Origin of the sequence: Aeromonas sp. (genome assembly GCF_051657805.1) — a bacterium.
Classification (GTDB): Bacteria; Pseudomonadota; Gammaproteobacteria; order Enterobacterales; family Aeromonadaceae; genus Aeromonas.
This window is the reverse complement of record NZ_JBOFLJ010000003.1, coordinates 197,481-215,531: the sequence shown is the minus strand read 5'-3', so window position 1 is coordinate 215,531 and position 18,051 is coordinate 197,481. Positions and strand designations below refer to the sequence as shown.

Sequence of the window (18,051 nt, the reverse complement as noted above, 5' to 3'; positions counted from 1 at the left end):
CACGTTGGCGTCGTTCAGGGATGGCCGTGACTGGTGTTGCTATGAGCTCTCAGCATGAATCACCACCAAAGATGAATACGCTAGACGAACGCCTACTCAATGCCATGGATGCGCTCCATACCCCTATCTGGGTCTATGACATCCAGCGCCATCATATCTACTGGGCCAATGGCTCGGCACTCGGGGTATGGGAGGCGAGTTCCCTCATCGAACTGCAATCCCGCGACTTCTCGGCCGACATGGCCGCCGCCATCGATCTGCTGCTGCAACGCTATCTCGGGGACTTCCAGCAGGGGCGCAGCTACAGCGAGTGGTGGACCATCTCACCGCGGGGGGTCAAGAAGCAGGTCTATCTGCGCCTCTCCGGGGTCGAGATCGCCGGGCGCCTGATGATGATGACGGAGGCGGTGATCGACGCCGATACCCTCTATCAGGAGTCCTCCCTCGCCACCGGTGATACCCTGGCCTGCCTGTTCGACAACCAGGGGCGCCTCGAGAGCGGCAACCACCACTTCGAGCTCTGCTTCGGCGCCGAGGTCTGTCAGCTGATGCAGGTCTTCTCCGGCGCCGACGAGGCCTTCTACCGCCGGCTCTCCCGCCTCGACGAGGTGGTGGCCGAGGGGGAGTGCCGGACCCTGAAGGGGATGCGCTGGTTCCAGTACCAGTTTCGCCACATCCAGCAGGGGGCCAGGATACTGCTCACCATGCGGGACATCACGGATCGCAAGCTCGAGGAGCTGGAACACCGCCACCTAGCCTGGCACGACTCCCTCACCGGTCTGCTCAACCGCTACGGCCTGATGAAGTCTCTCGAGGCCTATTGCGGCATAGGGGGACGCTTCGCCCTGGTGTTCATGGACTTGGACAACTTCAAGCTGGTCAATGACAACTACGGCCACAAGGCGGGGGATCGCCTGCTGGAGCGGGTGGCCGGGCGGCTCAAGCAGATCTGCCCGCGGGACGTGGAGCTGGCGCGCCTCGGCGGGGACGAGTTTACCGCCCTGGTGCCCCTCGCCCAGGCGAGCGAGCGGGCCCAGGAGGTGGCGGATCTCATGCTCTCCCAGATGAGCAAGCCGCTGCAGCTGAGCGGGCTGCCGGAGGTCACCATAGGGGGCAGCATCGGCATCGCCATCTACCCGGACGACGCCGACGACGGGGACAACCTCATCACCCGCGCCGACATGGCCATGTATCAGGCCAAGCAGATGGGGCGACTGCGCTGGCAGCGCTTCACCCCCAGCATGCAGCAGAGCCTGCATCGCAAACTGACCCTCAAGCAGTTTCTGGCCAAGGCGGTGGGCCGCCAGGAGCTGAGCCTGCGCTATCAGCCTCAAGTGGATGTGGCCCAGGGCAAACTCATCGGCTTCGAGGCCCTGCTGCGTTGGTACAACCCCGTGCTGGGGCACGTCTCCCCGGGGGAGTTCATCCCGCTGGCGGAGGAGATGGGGCTCATTCGTGAAATAGGGAGCTGGGTGCTCTCCACCGCCTTGGCCCAGATGGGAGAGTGGCAGCAGCAATGGCAGGTGCGGGTGCCGGTGTCGGTCAACCTGTCTGGTTTCCAGCTGTCGGCGAACCTGCCCGAGCTGGTGGCCCAGCAGCTCGAGGCGTTCGGGGTGGATGCCGGTTTGCTAACCCTGGAGCTGACCGAAACCGTACTGATGCTGGACATGAAGGGGTGCATCGACATTCTCGACGCCCTGAGCGATCAGGGGATCAAGATAGCCATCGACGACTTCGGCACCGGCTACTCGTCGCTCGCCTACCTCAACCGCCTGCCCATCGACACCATCAAGCTGGATCGATCCTTCGTGGTGGGGCTCAATCTGCCGGTGATCCGGGCCACGGTCGCCATGGCCACCAGCCTGGGGCTCGGGATCCTGGCGGAGGGGGTGGAGGATGAGCACGAACTGGCGGCCTTGCGCGCCCAGGGTTGTCACGTCTTCCAGGGGTTCCTGTTCAGCACCCCCATGACGGCGGCCGAGGTAGCGGCGGCGGGCTTCGTCATCCGGTGCAAGCTCGGCACTTATCCGCTGGGATCTGGCTAAAAACCAGGCTGTATAATGTGCGGCATGTCGCGTTTTTGCAGTGCGGCATGCCAAATTAAACAAAATTAATCGAATATATGGCTCATATCATGGGATTTATTGGACGTTATCGCTAGTATGCGCCCTCATTCCTTGGTAATGGAGTATCACCATAATGAGTCAAGCCGCAGTCAACGAAGGTCCCGCCAGCCCACCCAATGGCTGGTTGAACCGCTTTCTGAACGGGGTGGAGAAGGCGGGCAACAAGCTGCCAGACCCCGCCATGCTGTTCCTCTACGCCCTCCTGATCGTCTGGGTCGGCTCCTGGATCCTCTCCCAGTTTTCGTTCGATCTGGTCAATCCCCGTACCGGTGAGGCTGTGGTGGTCAACAACCTGCTGACCGGCGCGGGGCTCGCCGAGTTTCTCGCCAGCATGGTCACCACCTTCACCAGCTTCGCGCCGCTCGGCATAGTGCTGGTGGCCATGCTGGGGGTAGGGGTCGCCGAGCAGTCCGGCTTCATCAACACCGGCCTCAAGAAGCTGCTCAAGGTCACCCCGGCCCGTTTCCTGACCCCCATGCTGATCCTGGTGGCTATCGTCAGCCACACGGCGGCGGATGCGGGCTATGTGCTGGTCATCCCCATCGGCGGAATCATCTTCCACGCCGCCGGTCGTCATCCGCTGGCGGGGATAGCGGCCGCCTTTGCCGGGGTCTCCGGCGGCTTTGCCGCGAACTTCCTGCCCTCCGGCGGCGACGCTCTGCTGCAGGGCTTCACCCAGTCGTCTGCCCAGCTGCTCGATCCCCAGTACATGGTCAACACCCTGTGCAACATCTTCTTCACCGGCGCCTCCTCCCTGCTGATCATCTGCGTGGGCTGGTTCGTCACCGAGCGCATCGTCGAGCCGCGCCTCAAGCACACCCCTCTCAACGAGGAGCTGGAGAGCGCCGACGAGATGGGTCGCTACAGCGCCCAGGAGAGCCGGGCCTTCAACTGGGCAGGCTTCGCCATGCTGGCGGCCATCGTGCTGCTGGGGCTGGCCCTGTCGCCGAGCGACTCGCCGATGCGGGCGGCTGACGGATCGCTCACCACCTTCGCGGCCCCCGTGATGAAGTCCATCGTGCCGCTCATCTTCCTGCTGTTCATCCTGCCGGGGATCGTCTACGGCTTCGTGGCGGGCAGCTTCAAGAGCGGCAAGGACGTGATCGACGCCATGTCCGCCACCATGAACAAGATGGGTTCCTACATGGTGATGGCCTTCTTCTGCGCCCTCTTCATCAAGGCGTTCGGGGATTCCAACCTCGGTACCCTGCTGGCACTCTCCGGTGCCGAGGTGCTGCACGCCTTGGCCCTGCCGGGGGAGGTGACCATAGTCGGCATCATATTGCTGACCGCCACCGTCAACCTAGTGGTGGGATCGGCGTCCGCCAAGTGGGCGCTGATCAGCCCCATCCTGGTGCCCATGCTGATGGCGGTGGGGATCTCCCCCGAGCTGACCCAGGCCGCCTACCGGGTGGGGGATTCCGCCTCCAACATCATCACCCCGCTGATGGTCTTCTTCCCGCTTGTGGTGGTCTATTGCCAGCAGTATGTGAAGAGCACCGGCATCGGCACCCTGGTCTCCATGATGCTGCCATACTCCCTGGCCTTCCTGGTGAGCTGGAGCCTGTTCCTGTTGCTCTACTGGGGGATGGGCTTCCCCCTCGGGCTGCAGGCCCCCTACGTTTATCCCGCCCCTTGAGGGTGACGAGGGGCCTTGGGCCCCTCGCTTTTTTTGGGTAAAGTGAGGCCTTCATCCCGGAGGCATCATGAACCCGACAATCGATCTCATCCTTTCCCATCGCTCCATTCGCCAATTCACCGCCGATCCCATCACGGCCGAGCAGCTCGATCAGATCCTGAGTGCCGCCCAGTCCGCCGCCAGCTCCAGCTTCCTGCAGGCCAACAGCATCATCCGGGTGACCGACAAGGGGTTGCGCGCCACCCTGGCGGAGCTCGCCGGCCATCAGGCCTATGTGGCCGAGGCGGCGGAGTTCCTGCTGTTCTGCGCCGATTACCAGCGCCACAGCCGGATAGTGCCGGAGGCCCAGACCGGTTTTGTGGAGCAGCTGCTGATCGGTGCCATCGACGGCGCCCTGATGGCCCAGAGCGCGCTGCTGGCGGCCCAGTCCCTAGGGCTGGGGGGGGTCTACATCGGCGGTATTCGCAACAATCCGGCGGCGGTGAGCGAAGCGGTCGGTCTGCCTCATCAGGTGATCCCCCTGTTTGGCCTCTGTCTCGGCCATCCCGCCCAGGCTCCCGAGCAGAAACCGCGCCTGCCCCGCGCCCTGGTGGTGCACGAGAACCGCTACCCGGAGGCGCTGGACCGGGATCTGCTCGCCCAGTATGACGACCAGATCCAGGCCTACTACCAGGCCCGCAGCAGCAACAACAAGCAGCAGACCTGGAGCGGTCAGATCAAGGCCATCCTCGGCAAGGAGGCGCGCCCCTTCATGCTGGGCTTCCTGCAATCCAGGGGCTTTTGCCTCAAGTAATGGGCGGCGCGGGCGATATGAGTGAGGAACCGAGGCTGCACGCATCCCGCCATGGGGCCGCATGCCATTGTTGTGACGTCGGCTGGCAATGGGCGCTACCCTGCGGGGGGTAAGCTGTTGTAGGATCAGGCAATTGGATTGGGACAGGAGTTTGGACACCCTATGATTTTAACCTTGATATTGCTGTCGATCGGCGCGCTCCTGTTTCTGGTCATCGCCTATAACGTGGTGCAGCAATACAAACAGAAGGCCGAGGCCGACAAGCGTCACGCCATCGCTCGCCACAAGGCGGTGGCGGATGAGACGGAAGAGATGCTGCTGAACGTCAACCTGGTGCCCTTCTCCAAGAACATGGTGCTGCTGCTGCAGCACAGGATCCTGGATGCCTATCGCGCCATCGCCCTGGTCTCGCCCACTGGCCAGATCAAGCAGCGGGTGCAGGATGTGCAACTGCAGATCAAGAATGTGCAGGAGCACTACAACAGCCAGGACGAGGCGCACTTCAAGACCCCGGAGTCCGATCGCCAGGCGATCCAGATGCTGCAGTTGGCCAAGAAGATGCGGGCCGTGCTGCGGGTGGAGCACAACAAGGGCAAGATAGATCCTCAGGGGTTCGCCCAGGAGGATCGCCGCCTCGAGCTGCTGCAGCTCAAGGTGAACATCGCCAACCTGGTGAAACGGGCCATGGATGCCCAGATCCAGGGGCAATTTGGCACCTGCCGCCAGCTCTACACCAAGGGGCTCAGCGCCCTCGCCAACATCTCCGACAAGGATGGCTACCTGTTCGCCCGGGAAGAAGACATGCGCCAGGGCCTGCTCCAGCTGGAGGAGCACCTGCAGCAGCACAGCGAGAAAGAGCTGCAAAACATCAAGGACAAAGAGGCCGACGAGCTGGATGTCCTGTTCCAACCGAAGAAGAAATGGTGATATGTCCCATCCACTGAATACCACCCTGGGGCCGATGGCCCCTTTTGTTGGCCAGTTGCTGACCGAACTGAGCGCCCTGATGGGGGAGTCTGCGACGCCTCTGGTGGACCATCTCTGCTACCGCGCCGCCACCCTGCCGGAATACCTGAGTCTGAAGGGCGAGCTTGCCCTGCACGGGGTCCTGCTGGTGGAGGGCATGATAGGGGGGCGCCCCATCGCCACCTACCGGCTGCACCAACCCGTCTGCTGGCAAGGGGTGAGCGTGCCCTGCATCGAGCTGGCGGCCCCCAAACCCGGGCGCCAGCATCAGGCGGGGCTCGAGCACATAGAGCTGGTTGTGCCTTCCCTCCATGAGCTGGTGGCGGCTCATCCTATGCTGCCATTCAAGACTGGCAATATCGAGGATGGGCGCAATCCGGATGTGGGGCTCATGCTGCCCTCGGGTCAGGTGAAATTCCACCTGCGCCCCTTGAGCGAGGTGATCGACGAGGAGCTGATGACCGGCGCCGTGGTACCGGTGCCGGTGGATTATTACGGGCCGCGTTGAGAACCCATCATGCCCGTCGGCCGCCTTGGGCCGAGCTAGGAGGCGAGGGAGGAGAGGGGGCGCGTACTGCGCCCCTTCAGATGTCCGAGCCAGAGGCTGAGCGCTGCGGTGACGCAGAGCACCAGTTCGATGCCGACTACCAGTCCCCCTAACCCCCCTCGCTCCCAGAAGGGGTGCAGATACAGGCCCCCCAGGCTGGCCCCCAGATAGTACCCCACCAGATAGAGCGACGAGGCCAGCGCCCGGTTGTGCTCCACGTGCTGACCCACCCAGGCACTGGCACAGGCGTGGGCGAGGAAGAAGCCGAAACTCGAGACAAGCAGACCGCCGAGGATGGCCGTCAGGGTGCCAAACAGCAGCGCCAGACTGCCCATGGCCATCAACACGATACCGGCGAGCAGCAGACGCTGAGCCCCCCAGCGGCTGGCGCAGCGACCGCTGATGGAAGAGGCGAGGGTGCCGGTGAGGTAGGTCAGAAACAGCATGCCTAGCCACTGAGTCGGCAGGGAGAAGGGCGCCTCGGCTAACAGGAAGGTGAGGTAGCTGTACTGGTTGAGGAACACCATGAAGTTGAGGCCGCCGATGAGGTAGGCCCCCAGCAGCAGCGGATTGCCTAGGTGGCTGGCGATGGCCTGGCGCAATTGACCGGGGGCGGCCACCACGGCCACGAAGCGGGTCTGGGCCGGCAGCAGCCAGATGACCAGGGGTAGCAGGGCCAGGCTGATGAGACCTATGCCGAAGAAGGTGTGCTGCCAATCCCCGAACCAGCCCGCCAGCAGGCCACCGACCACCCGGCCGGCGATCCCGCCCAGCGAGTTGGCGGCGATATAGACCCCGACCGCGGAGAGCAGGGCACGCTTGCTGAACTCTTCCCCCATGTAGGCGATTGCGGTGGCGGGCAGGCCCGCCAGCAAGACCCCCTGCAGGATGCGCAGGGTCACCAGCACCTCGAAGCGCGTCACCAGCGGGATGAGCAGAGAGAGCAGGATGGCGCCTGTCAGGCTCCACAGCATGATGCGGCGACGGCCGAAGCGATCGGCGAGCCGGGCGCAGAGCAGCAGGGAGCCCGCGAGCCCGGCGGTACAGCCCGCCAGGGTCCAGCCGGCGGACAGGGAGCTGACGGAGAAGACCTGCGCCAGCAGAGGCAGCAGGGGGTGAGTCTGGTAGAGATTGAGAAACACCAGGAAGGAACCCAGGCTCAGGGCCAGGGTGGCGCGCATCCACTCGCGGCTGCCGATTTCGATCATATGCGGTTGTCCTGACTGCATTTTTTGCAGAACTATCTGCGATATACCCCGCAGACTAGTGCGCCGCTTGATATAAATATAATATATTTATGTTATCAATCTGATAAATGAAATTGATATGGATCTGAAACAGCTCGGCTATCTGTTGGCGGTGCGGGACGCCGGCTCCTTCACCAGGGCCGCCAACGCCCTGCACGTGGCGCAGCCCGCGGTCAGCATGGCCATCGCCAAGCTGGAGAGCCAACTCGAACTGCGCCTGTTCGATCGCCAGGATCGCAGCGTGCGCCTCACCCCGGAGGGGGAGGTGCTCTGCCGCCACGCCGAGCGCCTGCTGTTGCAGATGCATCAGGCCGAGGCGGAGATGGCGGAGCTCAAGGGGCTGGAGCGAGGGGAGGTGCGCATCGGCATCCCCTACATGATGGGTTCCTACTACTTCCCCCCCATCCTGATGGCGTTCAAACATCTCTATCCCGGTCTCAGGATCCGGGTGGAGGAGGCGGGCAGCCGGGAGCTGCTCAGCCGCATGGTGGATGGCAGCCTGGACTTGGCCATCCTGATCACCAGCGATCTGCCGCCAGGGCTGGAGGGGGCCCAGCTGCTACGCGAAGAGATGCTGATGGTGGTAGGGGAGGAGCATCCGTTGCGCCAGGCGAGCGCCGTCTCGCTGCCGCAATTTTTCGAGCAGGAGCTCGCCATGTTCAGGCGCGGTTTCTATCACCGCGAACACATGGAGGCGCTGGCCCAGGGGCTCGGGCTCGAGCCCAATATCGGCTTCGAGAGCAACCTCATCCCCCTGCTCAAGGCCGTGGTGCGCCAGGGATTTGCCGTGACCACCTTCCTGCGCATGGTGCTGGACGACGAGACGGCCCTCACCGGTGTGCCCTTCGATCCCCCCATCTTCCTCGATCTCTGCGTGGCTTGGCGGCGGGGGGATCCCCTTTCCATGGCCAACCGAGCGCTTAGGGATTTCCTGCTGTCACAGGCAATCCCCTGAGCATCTGATGCTGTTGAAGTGACTTATTTTGCAAATAAAAACGCCTCCCTTGAGGAGGCGTCTTGACGGGGTGCGGGGTAAGTCCCCTTATTTCTTGAACAGGTGATCCAGCTTGTTCGCCTTGGTGGAGAGGTAGAACTCGTTGTGGGGGTTGCGCCCCTCCTGCAGGGGAACCCGCTCCGCCACGGGAATGCCGAAGCTCTCCATGGCCTTGAGTTTGCGCGGGTTGTTGGTCATCAGCTTGAGGCTCTTGACCTCCAAGGCCTTCAACATGTCGGCGCAGATGGTGTAATCGCGCATGTCGGCGGCGAAACCCAGTGCCACGTTGGCCTCGACGGTGTCGGCACCCTGATCCTGCAGGTGATAGGCCCGGATCTTGTTGAGCAGGCCGATGCCACGGCCCTCCTGACGGACATAGAGCAAGACGCCGCGACCGGCCTTGGCGATGTTCTGCATGGCCGCTTGCAGCTGGAAGCCGCAGTCACAACGCAGGCTGAACAGGGCATCCCCGGTCAGACACTCGGAATGAATGCGCCCAAGCACGGGCTCACCGTCCGCGATATCACCCATCACCAGCGCGGCGTGATCCTTGCCTGTACCGGTTTCCTGAAAGCCCACCAGCGTGAAGGTACCCCAGGGGGTCGGCAACTTGGATTTGGCTACGAGAGTAATGCTGCTCATAGGGTTGCTCCTGACTACAGCTGCTTAAAAAGGGCGGACAGTTTAGCGCGCCTCATCCAGAACAACCATAAGAACAAAACCTTGCATTGCACAGTGCCATGATGGATTGCTCATTATTGGCGCAATCGCGACGAGTTTTGCGCATATCTGCTTCCAGACAACTGCCAGCGACCCCGCATTCGGGTATAATCGGCGCCCATTACCCCATCCCGTGAGGGATGCGTGCAAATCGTCCACATGCAGCATGTGCAGGAGAGAAATTATGCCTCAGATGGCCCCCGTGATGACAATCGATGGCCCAAGCGGTGCCGGTAAAGGCACCCTGTGCCAGCTGCTGGCCGAGAAGTTGGGCTGGCACCTGCTCGACTCCGGCGCCATCTACCGGGTGCTGGCGCTGGCCGCCCTGCATCACGACGTGGAGCTTGACGCCGAGGCGGCCCTGGTCCCCCTTGCCGCCAATCTGGACGTGCAGTTCCAGGTCGAGGGCGAGCAGGTGAAGGTGGTGCTGGAAGGGGAGGACGTCTCCCGTACCATCCGCTCCCAGGAAGTGAGCGACGCCGCCAGCAAGGTGGCCGTCTTCCCCCGGGTACGTGAAGCCCTGCTGCGCCGTCAGCGCGCCTTCCGCCAGGGGCCGGGCCTCATCGCCGATGGCCGTGACATGGGCACAGTGGTTTTCCCCGAGGCCGAGGTGAAGATTTTCCTCGACGCCAGTGCGGAAGAGCGGGCCCAGCGCCGCTATAAGCAGTTGCAAGATAAGGGCTTTGATGTTAACTTTGAGCGTCTTTTAACCGAGATTCGGGAACGTGACGATCGCGACAGAAATCGCGCCGTCGCCCCCCTGAAACCCGCGGAAGATGCTCTTGTGGTAGACTCAACGTCTATGACCATAGATGAAGTGCTGGTGACGGTACTCGCCTATGCGGAGCAACAACTTGGTGATATCGGCGCGAGCTGATGTCAGTCGTCTGCACCATGGATGGCGCAGATAATTTAAAACAACCCCGCTTGTGCCGGATTGCGAGTGGATGTTTCATTTGTGACACAAACAATGATCGAATCTTTTGCTCAACTCTTTGAAGAGTCCCTGAACGCCGTTGAAACCCGTCAAGGTTCCATCGTCAAGGGTACCGTCGTTGCTATCGAGAACGGTTTTGTACTGGTTGACGCCGGTCTGAAATCCGAGTCTGCCATTCCTGCTGAAGAATTCAAGAACGCCCTGGGCGAGCTGGAAATCAATGTAGGCGACACCGTTGACGTGGCTCTGGACTCTATCGAAGATGGTTTCGGCGAAACCAAGCTGTCCCGCGAAAAAGCCAAGCGCCACGAAGCCTGGCTGCAGCTTGAGAAGGCTTACGAAGAGCAAGCTACCGTTATCGGTATCATCAACGGCAAGGTCAAGGGTGGTTTCACCGTTGAACTGAACGGCATCCGTGCCTTCCTGCCGGGTTCTCTGGTTGACGTGCGTCCGATCCGTGACACCGCTCACCTGGAAAACAAAGAACTCGAGTTCAAGGTCATCAAGCTGGACCAGAAGCGCAACAACGTTGTGGTTTCCCGTCGTGCCGTGATCGAAACCGAGAACACCTCCGAGCGCGAAAGCCTGCTGGCCAACCTGCAAGAAGGTCAAGAAGTTAAGGGTATCGTCAAGAACCTGACCGACTACGGTGCATTCGTAGATCTGGGCGGTGTTGACGGCCTGCTGCACATCACCGACATGGCGTGGAAGCGCGTTAAGCATCCTTCCGAAATCGTCAACGTTGGCGACGAGATCGCTGTTAAGGTTCTGAAGTTCGACCGCGAGCGTACCCGTGTATCCCTGGGTCTGAAGCAGCTGGGCGAAGATCCCTGGGTTGCTATCGCCAAGCGTTACCCGGAGACCACCCGTCTGTCTGGCCGCGTGACCAACCTGACCGACTACGGCTGCTTCGTTGAAATCGAAGAAGGCGTTGAAGGCCTGGTACACGTCTCCGAGATGGATTGGACCAACAAGAACATCCACCCGTCCAAGGTTGTTAACGTTGGCGACGTGGTTGACGTGATGGTTCTGGACATCGACGAAGAGCGTCGTCGTATCTCCCTGGGTCTGAAGCAGTGCAAATCCAACCCGTGGCAGCTGTTTGCCGAAACTCACGCCAAGGGCGACCGTGTTTCCGGCAAGATCAAGTCCATCACTGACTTCGGTATCTTCATCGGTCTGGATGGCGGCATCGACGGCCTGGTTCACCTGTCTGACATCTCCTGGAACAACCAGGGCGAAGAAGCCGTGCGTGAATTCAAGAAGGGCGACGAGATCGAAGCCGTTGTTCTGCAAGTGGACCCGGAGCGTGAGCGCATCTCCCTGGGCGTCAAGCAGATCGAAGAAGACCCGTTCAACAAGTACCTGTCTGACAACAAGAAAGGTGCTATCGTGAAGGGCAAGGTTACCGAGGTTGATGCCAAGGGTGCCGTGATCGAACTGGCTGACGGCGTGGAAGGCTACCTGCGTGCCTCCGATGCTGCTCGTGACCGTGTAGAAGACGCGACTCTGGTTCTGTCTGTCGGTGACGAAGTTGAAGCTAAATTCATGGGCGTTGATCGTAAGAACCGCACCGTAAGCCTGTCTGTCCGCGCTAAGGACGAGGCTGACGAGCGTGTTGCTATCGATAGCCTGAACCAACAAGAAGAAGTTGTGTTCAGCAATGCTATGATGGAAGCGTTCAAAGCCGCCAAGGGTGAGTAATCCTTGATGCAAGAGAAGGGCGGCACTGCGCCGCCCTTTTTTATCTTGGCATAATGAATATTGCATGTGATCGGAGAAGGAGATTTAACCTTATGACCAAATCAGATCTCATCGAACAATTGGCTGCCAGCCGCATGCATATGCCGGCCAAAGATGTCGAAGCCGCCATCAAGGAGATCCTTGAGCAGATGGCATCGACCTTGCAAAACGGCGACCGGATTGAAATCCGAGGATTTGGAAGTTTTTCACTGCACTATCGTGCACCCCGTGTGGGTCGTAACCCCAAGACCGGGGACAAGGTTGAATTGACTGGGAAATATGTCCCGCACTTCAAGCCTGGCAAAGAGTTGCGCGAGCGCGTCAACATCAACGAATAATGCAGAAAACGGCATACTTGGGTATGCCTTTTTTATTTTTGCGACACGAACACCACGAATTGTCGGGTTTCTCGCACTCTTTTCCCATTCGCTCTAGAGTCTGCCGGTGATTTTAAGGATAATCAGTCTCTCATTAGCTACAGACAGGGAGCTCCCATGAAGCGTATCTTGGCCCTCATTCCATTGGTGCTGGTGTTCGTGTTGACCCTCGCCATCGGTTCTCAAAACGGTCAGCTGGTGCAGTTCAACTATCTGATAGCCCAAGGGGAGTTCTCGCTCTCCATGTTGCTCGGTTTCTTCTTCGCCGGTGGTTTCCTGTTGGGCTGGCTGGTATTCGGTCTCTTGTTCCTGCGTCTCAAGCTGCAAAATCGCACCCTCAATCGCACCATGCGTCGTCAATCCCGCGAGTTGGAAGTGGCCCGGTCGACCGCCAAGGAATAACGTCCCTCCATGCTTGAACTGCTTTTCCTGCTGTTGCCGATTGCCGCCGGCTATGGCTGGTACATGGGACGCAGGAGTGTTCGCCAGGACACCCAGCAACAGAGTAACCAATTTTCCCGCCAGTACGTGGCGGGCCTCAACTATCTGCTCGCCGACGAGTCGGACAAGGCGGTGGATCTCTTCATCCAGCTGCTGGAAGTCGACAGCGAGACCATCGAAACCCACCTCTCCCTCGGCAACCTGTTTCGCCAGCGCGGCGAGGTCGATCGTGCCATCAAGATCCACCAGAACCTGGTCGCCCGTGAGCTGACCCGGGAGCAGCGACAACTCGCCCTGCAGGAGCTGGCGCGGGACTTCCTCGCCGCCGGTCTGCTGGATAGAGCCGAAGCCATCTGGAACGAGCTGTGCGAAGACAGCGACTTTGAGGAGACGGCATTGACCCAGTTGCTGGTCATTCATCAGCAGCTGCGTGACTGGGACAAGGCCATCGAGGTCGCGGTGCGGCTGCAGAAGTTCCAGGGCAACAAGAAGCTGGCCGACCCCATCTCCCATTTCTATTGCGAACAGGCAGAGAGCGCTCTGCGTGACGGCGACAAGGCCGCGGGCCGTGCCAAGCTGAAGAAGGCGCTCGGCGTCAATGGCGCCTGTGCCCGCGCCAGCCTGCGCCTCGCGGATCTCGCGATGGAGGAGGAAAAATACGAGGATGCCAGCAAGGAGCTGCTGCGGGTGTTCGAACAGGACATGGATTTTGCCTCCGAGGCCATGCCCAAACTCCTGCAATGCTACCAGCAGATGGGTCGCAGCCAGGAGCTGATCCCGCTGCTTGAAAAGGCGGTGGAAGATCATGCCGGTGTCAGCGTGACCCTGGCCCTGGCGAATCTGGTGGAGACCCGCGATGGTCTGAGCCAGGCCCGGGCCCTGGTGCTGCGCCAACTGCGCCGCCACCCGTCCATGAAAGGCTTCTATCAGCTGGTCGGCTTCCAGCTGGCGAGCGCCGAGGAGGGGCCCGCCAAGGAGAGCCTGGAGCTGCTGCAGCAGCTGGTGGGCGAGCAGATCAAGATCAAATCGACCCACAAGTGTCGCCAGTGCGGCTTCGCCACCCATTCCCTGTTCTGGCAGTGTCCCTCCTGCCGCCAGTGGGGCTCCATCAAGCCCATACGGGGGCTGGATGGGGAATAGCCGTCTCTGATGACAAGGCCCGGATACCAAAAGCCGGCTGGCGGGATATTCACGCCGGCTGCGACATAACAACACGCCATAGGAAGTGACATGCAAGATCCCAAAGTACTGGTTGCGCTCGATTATCAGCACGAAGCCGATGCCTTCGCCTTCATCGAGCAGATCTCGCCTGCCCAATGCCGCCTCAAGGTGGGCAAGGAGATGTTTACCCTGTTCGGTCCCCAGTTTGTACGCCAGCTGGTGGCCAAGGGGTTCGATGTCTTCTTGGATCTGAAGTTTCACGACATCCCCAATACGGTGGCCAAGGCGGTGGCCGCCAGTGCCGAGCTGGGGGTCTGGATGGTCAACGTCCACGCCAGTGGCGGCGAGCGCATGATGCGGGCAGCCAAGGAGGCGCTCGCGCCTTATGGGGACAAGGCGCCCCTGCTCATCGCCGTGACCGTGCTGACCAGCATGGAGCAATCCGACATGGCCCCCCTGGGGGTGGATGCCACTCCGGCGGAGCAGGTGATCCGGTTGGCGACGCTGACCAAGGCGGCCGGGTTGGATGGGGTGGTTTGCTCCGCCGAGGAGGCCCATGAGCTGAAAGCCTTGCTCGGCAGCGAATTCAAGTTGGTGACCCCGGGTATCCGTCCGGCAGGCTCGGCGGCCGGGGATCAGCGCCGGGTGATGACCCCCAAGGCCGCGATGGCGGCGGGGGCCGACTATCTGGTGATCGGCCGCCCCATCACGCAAGCCGCCGATCCGGCCGCCGTGCTTGGTGCCATCAATGCCGAGTTGAACGGTTAAGAGAGGGCGACCCCTCCCATCAATGCAACAGGCCGGGTCATGGATCCGGCCTGTTGCATTTCAGTTGACCAGAGCGTCCGGGGTCGTCAGGAGTGAACCGCCCTGGCGCCGAGCCCCCAGGGCACCAGCCCGAGCAGCAGGCCGGCCACCGAGCCGATGAGGTGGGATTCTATGTGGACCCTGGCACCGATGAGGGCGGAGACCGGGCTCTCCCCGGCGCTGTAGAAATCCAGCCCGAGCTTGATGAAGATGCCCAGCAGCATCAGCCAGCCGGAGTGGCGGCGATAGCGGATATCCTGCAGGGCACCCCAGACGAAGAGGCCGTGGAGGGCGCCGGACAGTCCCATGTACCACTGGGTCTGGGGGCACCACCACCAGATGCCGAGGCCGACGGCGGTGCACAGCAGCAGCATCAGCAGGGGCAGGCGCCAGCCCGCCAGGTATTCACGAAACAGGCTGTAGAGCACCGCCAGCCCGCTCAGGTTGAGCAGCAGGTGCCATCCGTTGGTGTGGGCCAGATTGCCTGTTATGATGCGCCACCCTTCACCCTGGGCGATCAGGGTGCGCTCGAAGGAGAGCAGGTGGTTTGGTACTGTGAAGAAGAGCAAGGCAGTGATGAGCGACAGCGTGACAACCCAGAACAGACCCGATTTTTCTGACAACATGAAACAGCCCAGCGACAAAGAGAGCCGATACTGTACACGCTGTACCCGAGCCCTCAAAGCCTGCCTGTGTGATTATGTTAAGCGGGTTGCCCATCTTGCGCCCGTCCATATCCTGCAGCATCCCGCCGAGGTCGGCCATCCCAAAGGAACGGCCGCCTTGCTGGCCGCGTCGCTCACCCGGGTCCACCTCCATGTGGGGGAGAGCTTCGCCGATGCCGATTGGCTGGCGGCCCTGCTGGCCGATCCCAAGATGCGCTGTGTGGTGCTCTGGCCGGATGAGACGGCCTTGACCCTGGATCAGGTGAAGGCGCAGCTGTGCAGTGCCGATGACGCGCCGACCGTGCACTTCATTCTGCTCGATGGCACCTGGCGCAAGGCGTACCGCATGCTGCACAGCAACCCGGCCCTGCTCGCCCTGCCGAGGATCACGCTAGGGGAGATCGAGGGGCAATACTCCATTCGCAAGAAGCCGTTCCCCGGGGCTCTGTCGACCCTGGAGGCGGGCTACCATCTGTTATGCCAGTGGGAAGGGCCCCCCGGGCGCTTCGCCCCGCTGATGACCCTTTTTAGCCATCTGAACCGGCAGTGGCATGACTTTGCCCAGGGTCGCCGAACTTGAACCGAGAATGTAGAACAGATTTAGCACAGAGAGAGGAGTGAGAAACGTGAATAAAGCCGTCGTGGTATTCAGCGGAGGTCAGGACAGCACCACCTGCCTGGTGCAGGCTCTGGCCAAGTATGACGAAGTACACGCCATCACCTTCGACTATGGCCAGCGCCACCGGGAGGAGATAGAGACGGCCCGTCGTCTGGCCAAATCCTTTGGCATCGCTGCCCACAAGGTGATGGACGTGACCATGCTGGGGGAACTCGCTGTCTCCGCCCTGACCCGGGACGAGATCCCGGTCAGCGGTGAGCTGCAGGACAACGGTCTGCCCAACACCTTCGTGCCGGGCCGCAACATCCTGTTCCTGACCCTGGCCGCCATCTATGCCTATCAGGTGGGGGCGGGGACCGTGATCACAGGGGTATGCGAGACAGATTTCTCCGGTTACCCGGATTGCCGCGACGAGTTCGTCAAGGCCCTCAACCAGGCTGTGTCCCTCGGGCTGGATCGCGGCCTCGTCTTCGAGACGCCCCTGATGTGGCTCGACAAGGCCGAGACCTGGGCCCTGGCGGATCACTATGGTCACCTGGAGACAGTGCGTCAGCAGACCCTCACCTGCTACAACGGCATTGCCGGTGATGGCTGTGGTACTTGCCCCGCCTGCGAGCTGCGCAGCCGCGGCCTGAACCAGTATCTGGCGGACAGGGTCGGCGTCATGGCCCGCCTGCACCAGAAAACCGGATTGTGAGTCTTGCCCCTGTTTGGGGTATAATCCGCGCCTTTTGCAACAAGCCGTGACCAGCATGCACTACCCAATCAACGAAATCTTCCAGACCATCCAGGGGGAGGGGGTCTTCACCGGCCTGCCCGCCATCTTCGTGCGCCTGCAGGGCTGCCCCGTGGGCTGCCCCTGGTGCGATACCCATCATACCTGGGTGGTGGATCCGGCCCGTGAGGTAGGCAAAGGCGAGGTACTGGATCGTTCCAACGAGTCCGATGGCTGGAGCAAGATGAGCACGGACGAGATCCTGGCGAGCTTCGAGGCCCTGGGCTACAAGGCGCGCCACGTGGTCATCACGGGGGGCGAACCCTGCCTCTACGATCTCCACGAGCTCTCGGGGGCCCTGCTGGCATCGGGTTATCAGGTGCAGATCGAAACCAGCGGTACCAGCGAGATCCTGACCCACGAACAGACCTGGGTCACCGTCTCCCCGAAGATCGGGATGAAGGGGGGCCTGCCCGTGCTGGTGTCGGCGCTGGAGCGGGCGAACGAGATCAAGCACCCGGTGGCGATCGAACGTCATATCGAGGAGCTCGACGCCCTGCTGGCCACCGCCCGGCTGCGCACCGATGTGATAGTGGCGCTGCAACCCATTAGCCAGAAGCCGAGGGCCACCGAGCTCGCCATGGCGACCTGCATCGCCCGCAACTGGCGGCTCTCCATCCAGACCCACAAATATCTGAATATCGATTAAGATGGACAATCTCTCGGACGAGCGGGTATTGCTGACCCTGGCGACCCAGATGCCTTACGGAAAATATCGGGGCTGGCGCATCATCGATATTCCGGAGCCCTATCTGGTGTGGATGGCCAGAACCGGTTTTCCGGCGGGATCACTGGGCCAATCATTGGCACTGGCGTACGAGATAAAACTCAATGGACTGGAGTCCATGATTATTCCCATTATTAACAGGATGTCGCCATGAGAATATATACCCGGCAGGGGGACAAGGGACTCACCAGATTGGCCGATGGTGCCCGGTTGCCCAAGGATGACAGGCGTGTGGAGACCTATGGCGCCATCGATGAGCTTAATTCCCAGATAGGTCTGCTGATGGCGGAAATACCCGATCAGGAGACAGCCCTGCTGGCCGAGCTGATATTGCTGCAGCAGGAGTTATTTGACCTGGGCGGGGAGCTGGCCTTTTCCAGCGAGGCGCAAAATAGCGAACTGTGGCAGGTCAGCGAGCAGTGGACATTGCGACTCGAGCAGCAGATAGACGCCTATAGCGCCCAATTGCCTGCCCTGCATAATTTCATCTTGCCGAGCGGTTCCCGGGCGGCGGCCCAGGCTCACGTGGTGCGTACCCTGACCCGTCGCTGTGAGCGTCTGTTATTGGGGTTGAGCCGTGAGGAGCGGGTCAATCCGGCCGTTCTGCCTTATCTGAACCGGCTGAGCGACTGGTTCTTCACGGTGGCGAGATACCTGCTCGTCTGCACCGGCACCCCCGAGGTGCTCTGGGTCAAGGCGGCGGATCGGGGCTAAGCAAGGCCAGAAACGAGATAACAAAAAACCTCGCCAGTGCGAGGTTTTTTATT

Annotated in this window: 20 protein-coding genes; 17 read left to right on the top strand and 3 right to left on the bottom strand. The window is 61.3% G+C overall.

The features are described from left to right. Positions 1 to 104: 104 nt before the first annotated feature. The 5 genes from ACRCYW_RS01330 to ACRCYW_RS01310 all read left to right on the top strand — a co-directional run bounded on the left by ACRCYW_RS01330 (position 105) and on the right by ACRCYW_RS01310 (position 6,032). Positions 105 to 2,045 carry a putative bifunctional diguanylate cyclase/phosphodiesterase gene (locus ACRCYW_RS01330; protein ID WP_438548586.1) on the top strand — a complete coding sequence of 647 codons (1,941 nt, stop codon included), beginning with the start codon at positions 105 to 107 and terminating at the stop codon, positions 2,043 to 2,045. 154 nt (positions 2,046 to 2,199) lie between these two features. Then, the gene (locus ACRCYW_RS01325; RefSeq protein WP_438548381.1) at positions 2,200 to 3,765 is read left to right on the top strand and encodes an AbgT family transporter; all 1,566 of its coding nucleotides are present in this window, start codon (positions 2,200 to 2,202) and stop codon (positions 3,763 to 3,765) included. Positions 3,766 to 3,832: 67 nt separating this feature from the next. Beyond that, positions 3,833 to 4,558 carry an oxygen-insensitive NADPH nitroreductase gene (gene nfsA / locus ACRCYW_RS01320; protein ID WP_438548380.1) on the top strand — a complete coding sequence of 242 codons (726 nt, stop codon included), beginning with the start codon at positions 3,833 to 3,835 and terminating at the stop codon, positions 4,556 to 4,558. A 162-nt stretch (positions 4,559 to 4,720) separates the two neighbouring features. Then, positions 4,721 to 5,485 (top strand): DNA repair protein, encoded by a 765-nt coding sequence (locus ACRCYW_RS01315; RefSeq protein WP_438548379.1) that lies wholly within the window; start codon positions 4,721 to 4,723, stop codon positions 5,483 to 5,485. A 1-nt stretch (position 5,486) separates the two neighbouring features. Further along, on the top strand, positions 5,487 to 6,032 hold the full coding sequence (locus ACRCYW_RS01310) for a VOC family protein (RefSeq protein ID WP_438548378.1): 546 nt from the start codon (positions 5,487 to 5,489) through the stop codon (positions 6,030 to 6,032). A 35-nt stretch (positions 6,033 to 6,067) separates the two neighbouring features. Here the strand turns inward: ACRCYW_RS01310 and ACRCYW_RS01305 are convergent, their stop codons facing one another. Next, a complete protein-coding gene (locus tag ACRCYW_RS01305) occupies positions 6,068 to 7,279 on the bottom strand; it encodes an MFS transporter (RefSeq protein WP_438548377.1) in 1,212 nt (403 codons plus the stop codon). A gap of 118 nt (positions 7,280 to 7,397) precedes the next feature. Between ACRCYW_RS01305 and ACRCYW_RS01300 the strand changes: the two genes are divergently transcribed. Further along, positions 7,398 to 8,273, top strand: coding sequence for a LysR family transcriptional regulator (locus ACRCYW_RS01300; protein ID WP_438548376.1), 876 nt, complete (start codon positions 7,398 to 7,400; stop codon positions 8,271 to 8,273). An 87-nt stretch (positions 8,274 to 8,360) separates the two neighbouring features. Here ACRCYW_RS01300 and ribA read toward each other — a convergent pair whose 3' ends face one another. After that, a complete protein-coding gene (gene ribA / locus ACRCYW_RS01295) occupies positions 8,361 to 8,954 on the bottom strand; it encodes a GTP cyclohydrolase II (RefSeq protein WP_100858921.1) in 594 nt (197 codons plus the stop codon). A 262-nt stretch (positions 8,955 to 9,216) separates the two neighbouring features. On the opposite strand from ribA, the gene cmk reads away from it, so the two are divergent. From cmk to pyrF, 6 genes are all read left to right on the top strand, one after another. Then, positions 9,217 to 9,909 (top strand): (d)CMP kinase, encoded by a 693-nt coding sequence (gene cmk, locus ACRCYW_RS01290; protein WP_438548375.1) that lies wholly within the window; start codon positions 9,217 to 9,219, stop codon positions 9,907 to 9,909. 93 nt (positions 9,910 to 10,002) lie between these two features. Next, positions 10,003 to 11,673 carry a 30S ribosomal protein S1 gene (gene rpsA, locus ACRCYW_RS01285; protein WP_005327816.1) on the top strand — a complete coding sequence of 557 codons (1,671 nt, stop codon included), beginning with the start codon at positions 10,003 to 10,005 and terminating at the stop codon, positions 11,671 to 11,673. Positions 11,674 to 11,765: 92 nt separating this feature from the next. Beyond that, positions 11,766 to 12,050 carry an integration host factor subunit beta gene (gene ihfB, locus ACRCYW_RS01280; protein WP_349918016.1) on the top strand — a complete coding sequence of 95 codons (285 nt, stop codon included), beginning with the start codon at positions 11,766 to 11,768 and terminating at the stop codon, positions 12,048 to 12,050. Positions 12,051 to 12,206: 156 nt separating this feature from the next. Then, entirely contained in the window at positions 12,207 to 12,491 is a 285-nt protein-coding gene (locus tag ACRCYW_RS01275) for a LapA family protein (protein WP_349918014.1), read from the top strand. A 9-nt stretch (positions 12,492 to 12,500) separates the two neighbouring features. Continuing rightward, positions 12,501 to 13,670, top strand: coding sequence for a lipopolysaccharide assembly protein LapB (gene lapB, locus ACRCYW_RS01270; protein WP_438548374.1), 1,170 nt, complete (start codon positions 12,501 to 12,503; stop codon positions 13,668 to 13,670). A gap of 90 nt (positions 13,671 to 13,760) precedes the next feature. Beyond that, on the top strand, positions 13,761 to 14,459 hold the full coding sequence (pyrF, locus tag ACRCYW_RS01265; RefSeq protein ID WP_438548373.1) for an orotidine-5'-phosphate decarboxylase: 699 nt from the start codon (positions 13,761 to 13,763) through the stop codon (positions 14,457 to 14,459). An 86-nt stretch (positions 14,460 to 14,545) separates the two neighbouring features. Here the strand turns inward: pyrF and rrtA are convergent, their stop codons facing one another. After that, positions 14,546 to 15,124: a rhombosortase gene (gene rrtA / locus ACRCYW_RS01260; protein ID WP_438548372.1), complete on the bottom strand. Its 579-nt coding sequence runs from the start codon at positions 15,122 to 15,124 to the stop codon at positions 14,546 to 14,548. On the opposite strand from rrtA, the gene ACRCYW_RS01255 reads away from it, so the two are divergent. The 5 genes from ACRCYW_RS01255 to ACRCYW_RS01235 are packed head-to-tail and all read left to right on the top strand — an operon-like array spanning position 15,075 to position 17,998. After that, positions 15,075 to 15,743: a tRNA-uridine aminocarboxypropyltransferase gene (locus ACRCYW_RS01255; protein ID WP_438548371.1), complete on the top strand. Its 669-nt coding sequence runs from the start codon at positions 15,075 to 15,077 to the stop codon at positions 15,741 to 15,743. The genes rrtA and ACRCYW_RS01255 overlap by 50 nt on opposite strands. A 46-nt stretch (positions 15,744 to 15,789) precedes the next feature. Further along, positions 15,790 to 16,479, top strand: coding sequence for a 7-cyano-7-deazaguanine synthase QueC (queC, locus tag ACRCYW_RS01250; protein ID WP_438548370.1), 690 nt, complete (start codon positions 15,790 to 15,792; stop codon positions 16,477 to 16,479). 55 nt (positions 16,480 to 16,534) lie between these two features. Next, positions 16,535 to 17,206 carry a 7-carboxy-7-deazaguanine synthase QueE gene (queE, locus tag ACRCYW_RS01245; RefSeq protein WP_438548369.1) on the top strand — a complete coding sequence of 224 codons (672 nt, stop codon included), beginning with the start codon at positions 16,535 to 16,537 and terminating at the stop codon, positions 17,204 to 17,206. A 1-nt stretch (position 17,207) separates the two neighbouring features. After that, complete coding sequence (locus ACRCYW_RS01240) at positions 17,208 to 17,438, top strand: DUF3820 family protein (protein ID WP_438548368.1); 231 nt, start codon at positions 17,208 to 17,210, stop codon at positions 17,436 to 17,438. Beyond that, the gene (locus tag ACRCYW_RS01235; RefSeq protein WP_438548367.1) at positions 17,435 to 17,998 is read left to right on the top strand and encodes a cob(I)yrinic acid a,c-diamide adenosyltransferase; all 564 of its coding nucleotides are present in this window, start codon (positions 17,435 to 17,437) and stop codon (positions 17,996 to 17,998) included. The genes ACRCYW_RS01240 and ACRCYW_RS01235 overlap by 4 nt, the downstream gene beginning before the upstream one ends. Positions 17,999 to 18,051: the final 53 nt, after the last annotated feature.

What these genes read in the sequence shown, in the direction of transcription:
- ACRCYW_RS01240 (WP_438548368.1), top strand. Translation starts at nt 17,208, where the DNA reads ATGGACAATCTCTCGGACGAGCGGGTATTGCTGACCCTGGCGACCCAG.
- rpsA (WP_005327816.1), top strand. Translation starts at nt 10,003, where the DNA reads ATGATCGAATCTTTTGCTCAACTCTTTGAAGAGTCCCTGAACGCCGTT.
- lapB (WP_438548374.1), top strand. Translation starts at nt 12,501, where the DNA reads ATGCTTGAACTGCTTTTCCTGCTGTTGCCGATTGCCGCCGGCTATGGC.
- nfsA (WP_438548380.1), top strand. Translation starts at nt 3,833, where the DNA reads ATGAACCCGACAATCGATCTCATCCTTTCCCATCGCTCCATTCGCCAA.
- ACRCYW_RS01305 (WP_438548377.1), bottom strand. Translation starts at nt 7,279, where the DNA reads ATGATCGAAATCGGCAGCCGCGAGTGGATGCGCGCCACCCTGGCCCTG.
- cmk (WP_438548375.1), top strand. Translation starts at nt 9,217, where the DNA reads ATGCCTCAGATGGCCCCCGTGATGACAATCGATGGCCCAAGCGGTGCC.
- ACRCYW_RS01325 (WP_438548381.1), top strand. Translation starts at nt 2,200, where the DNA reads ATGAGTCAAGCCGCAGTCAACGAAGGTCCCGCCAGCCCACCCAATGGC.
- ACRCYW_RS01330 (WP_438548586.1), top strand. Translation starts at nt 105, where the DNA reads ATGGATGCGCTCCATACCCCTATCTGGGTCTATGACATCCAGCGCCAT.
- ACRCYW_RS01300 (WP_438548376.1), top strand. Translation starts at nt 7,398, where the DNA reads ATGGATCTGAAACAGCTCGGCTATCTGTTGGCGGTGCGGGACGCCGGC.
- ACRCYW_RS01275 (WP_349918014.1), top strand. Translation starts at nt 12,207, where the DNA reads ATGAAGCGTATCTTGGCCCTCATTCCATTGGTGCTGGTGTTCGTGTTG.
- pyrF (WP_438548373.1), top strand. Translation starts at nt 13,761, where the DNA reads ATGCAAGATCCCAAAGTACTGGTTGCGCTCGATTATCAGCACGAAGCC.
- ACRCYW_RS01255 (WP_438548371.1), top strand. Translation starts at nt 15,075, where the DNA reads ATGAGCGACAGCGTGACAACCCAGAACAGACCCGATTTTTCTGACAAC.
- ihfB (WP_349918016.1), top strand. Translation starts at nt 11,766, where the DNA reads ATGACCAAATCAGATCTCATCGAACAATTGGCTGCCAGCCGCATGCAT.
- ribA (WP_100858921.1), bottom strand. Translation starts at nt 8,954, where the DNA reads ATGAGCAGCATTACTCTCGTAGCCAAATCCAAGTTGCCGACCCCCTGG.
- ACRCYW_RS01235 (WP_438548367.1), top strand. Translation starts at nt 17,435, where the DNA reads ATGAGAATATATACCCGGCAGGGGGACAAGGGACTCACCAGATTGGCC.
- ACRCYW_RS01310 (WP_438548378.1), top strand. Translation starts at nt 5,487, where the DNA reads ATGTCCCATCCACTGAATACCACCCTGGGGCCGATGGCCCCTTTTGTT.
- queE (WP_438548369.1), top strand. Translation starts at nt 16,535, where the DNA reads ATGCACTACCCAATCAACGAAATCTTCCAGACCATCCAGGGGGAGGGG.
- ACRCYW_RS01315 (WP_438548379.1), top strand. Translation starts at nt 4,721, where the DNA reads ATGATTTTAACCTTGATATTGCTGTCGATCGGCGCGCTCCTGTTTCTG.
- rrtA (WP_438548372.1), bottom strand. Translation starts at nt 15,124, where the DNA reads ATGTTGTCAGAAAAATCGGGTCTGTTCTGGGTTGTCACGCTGTCGCTC.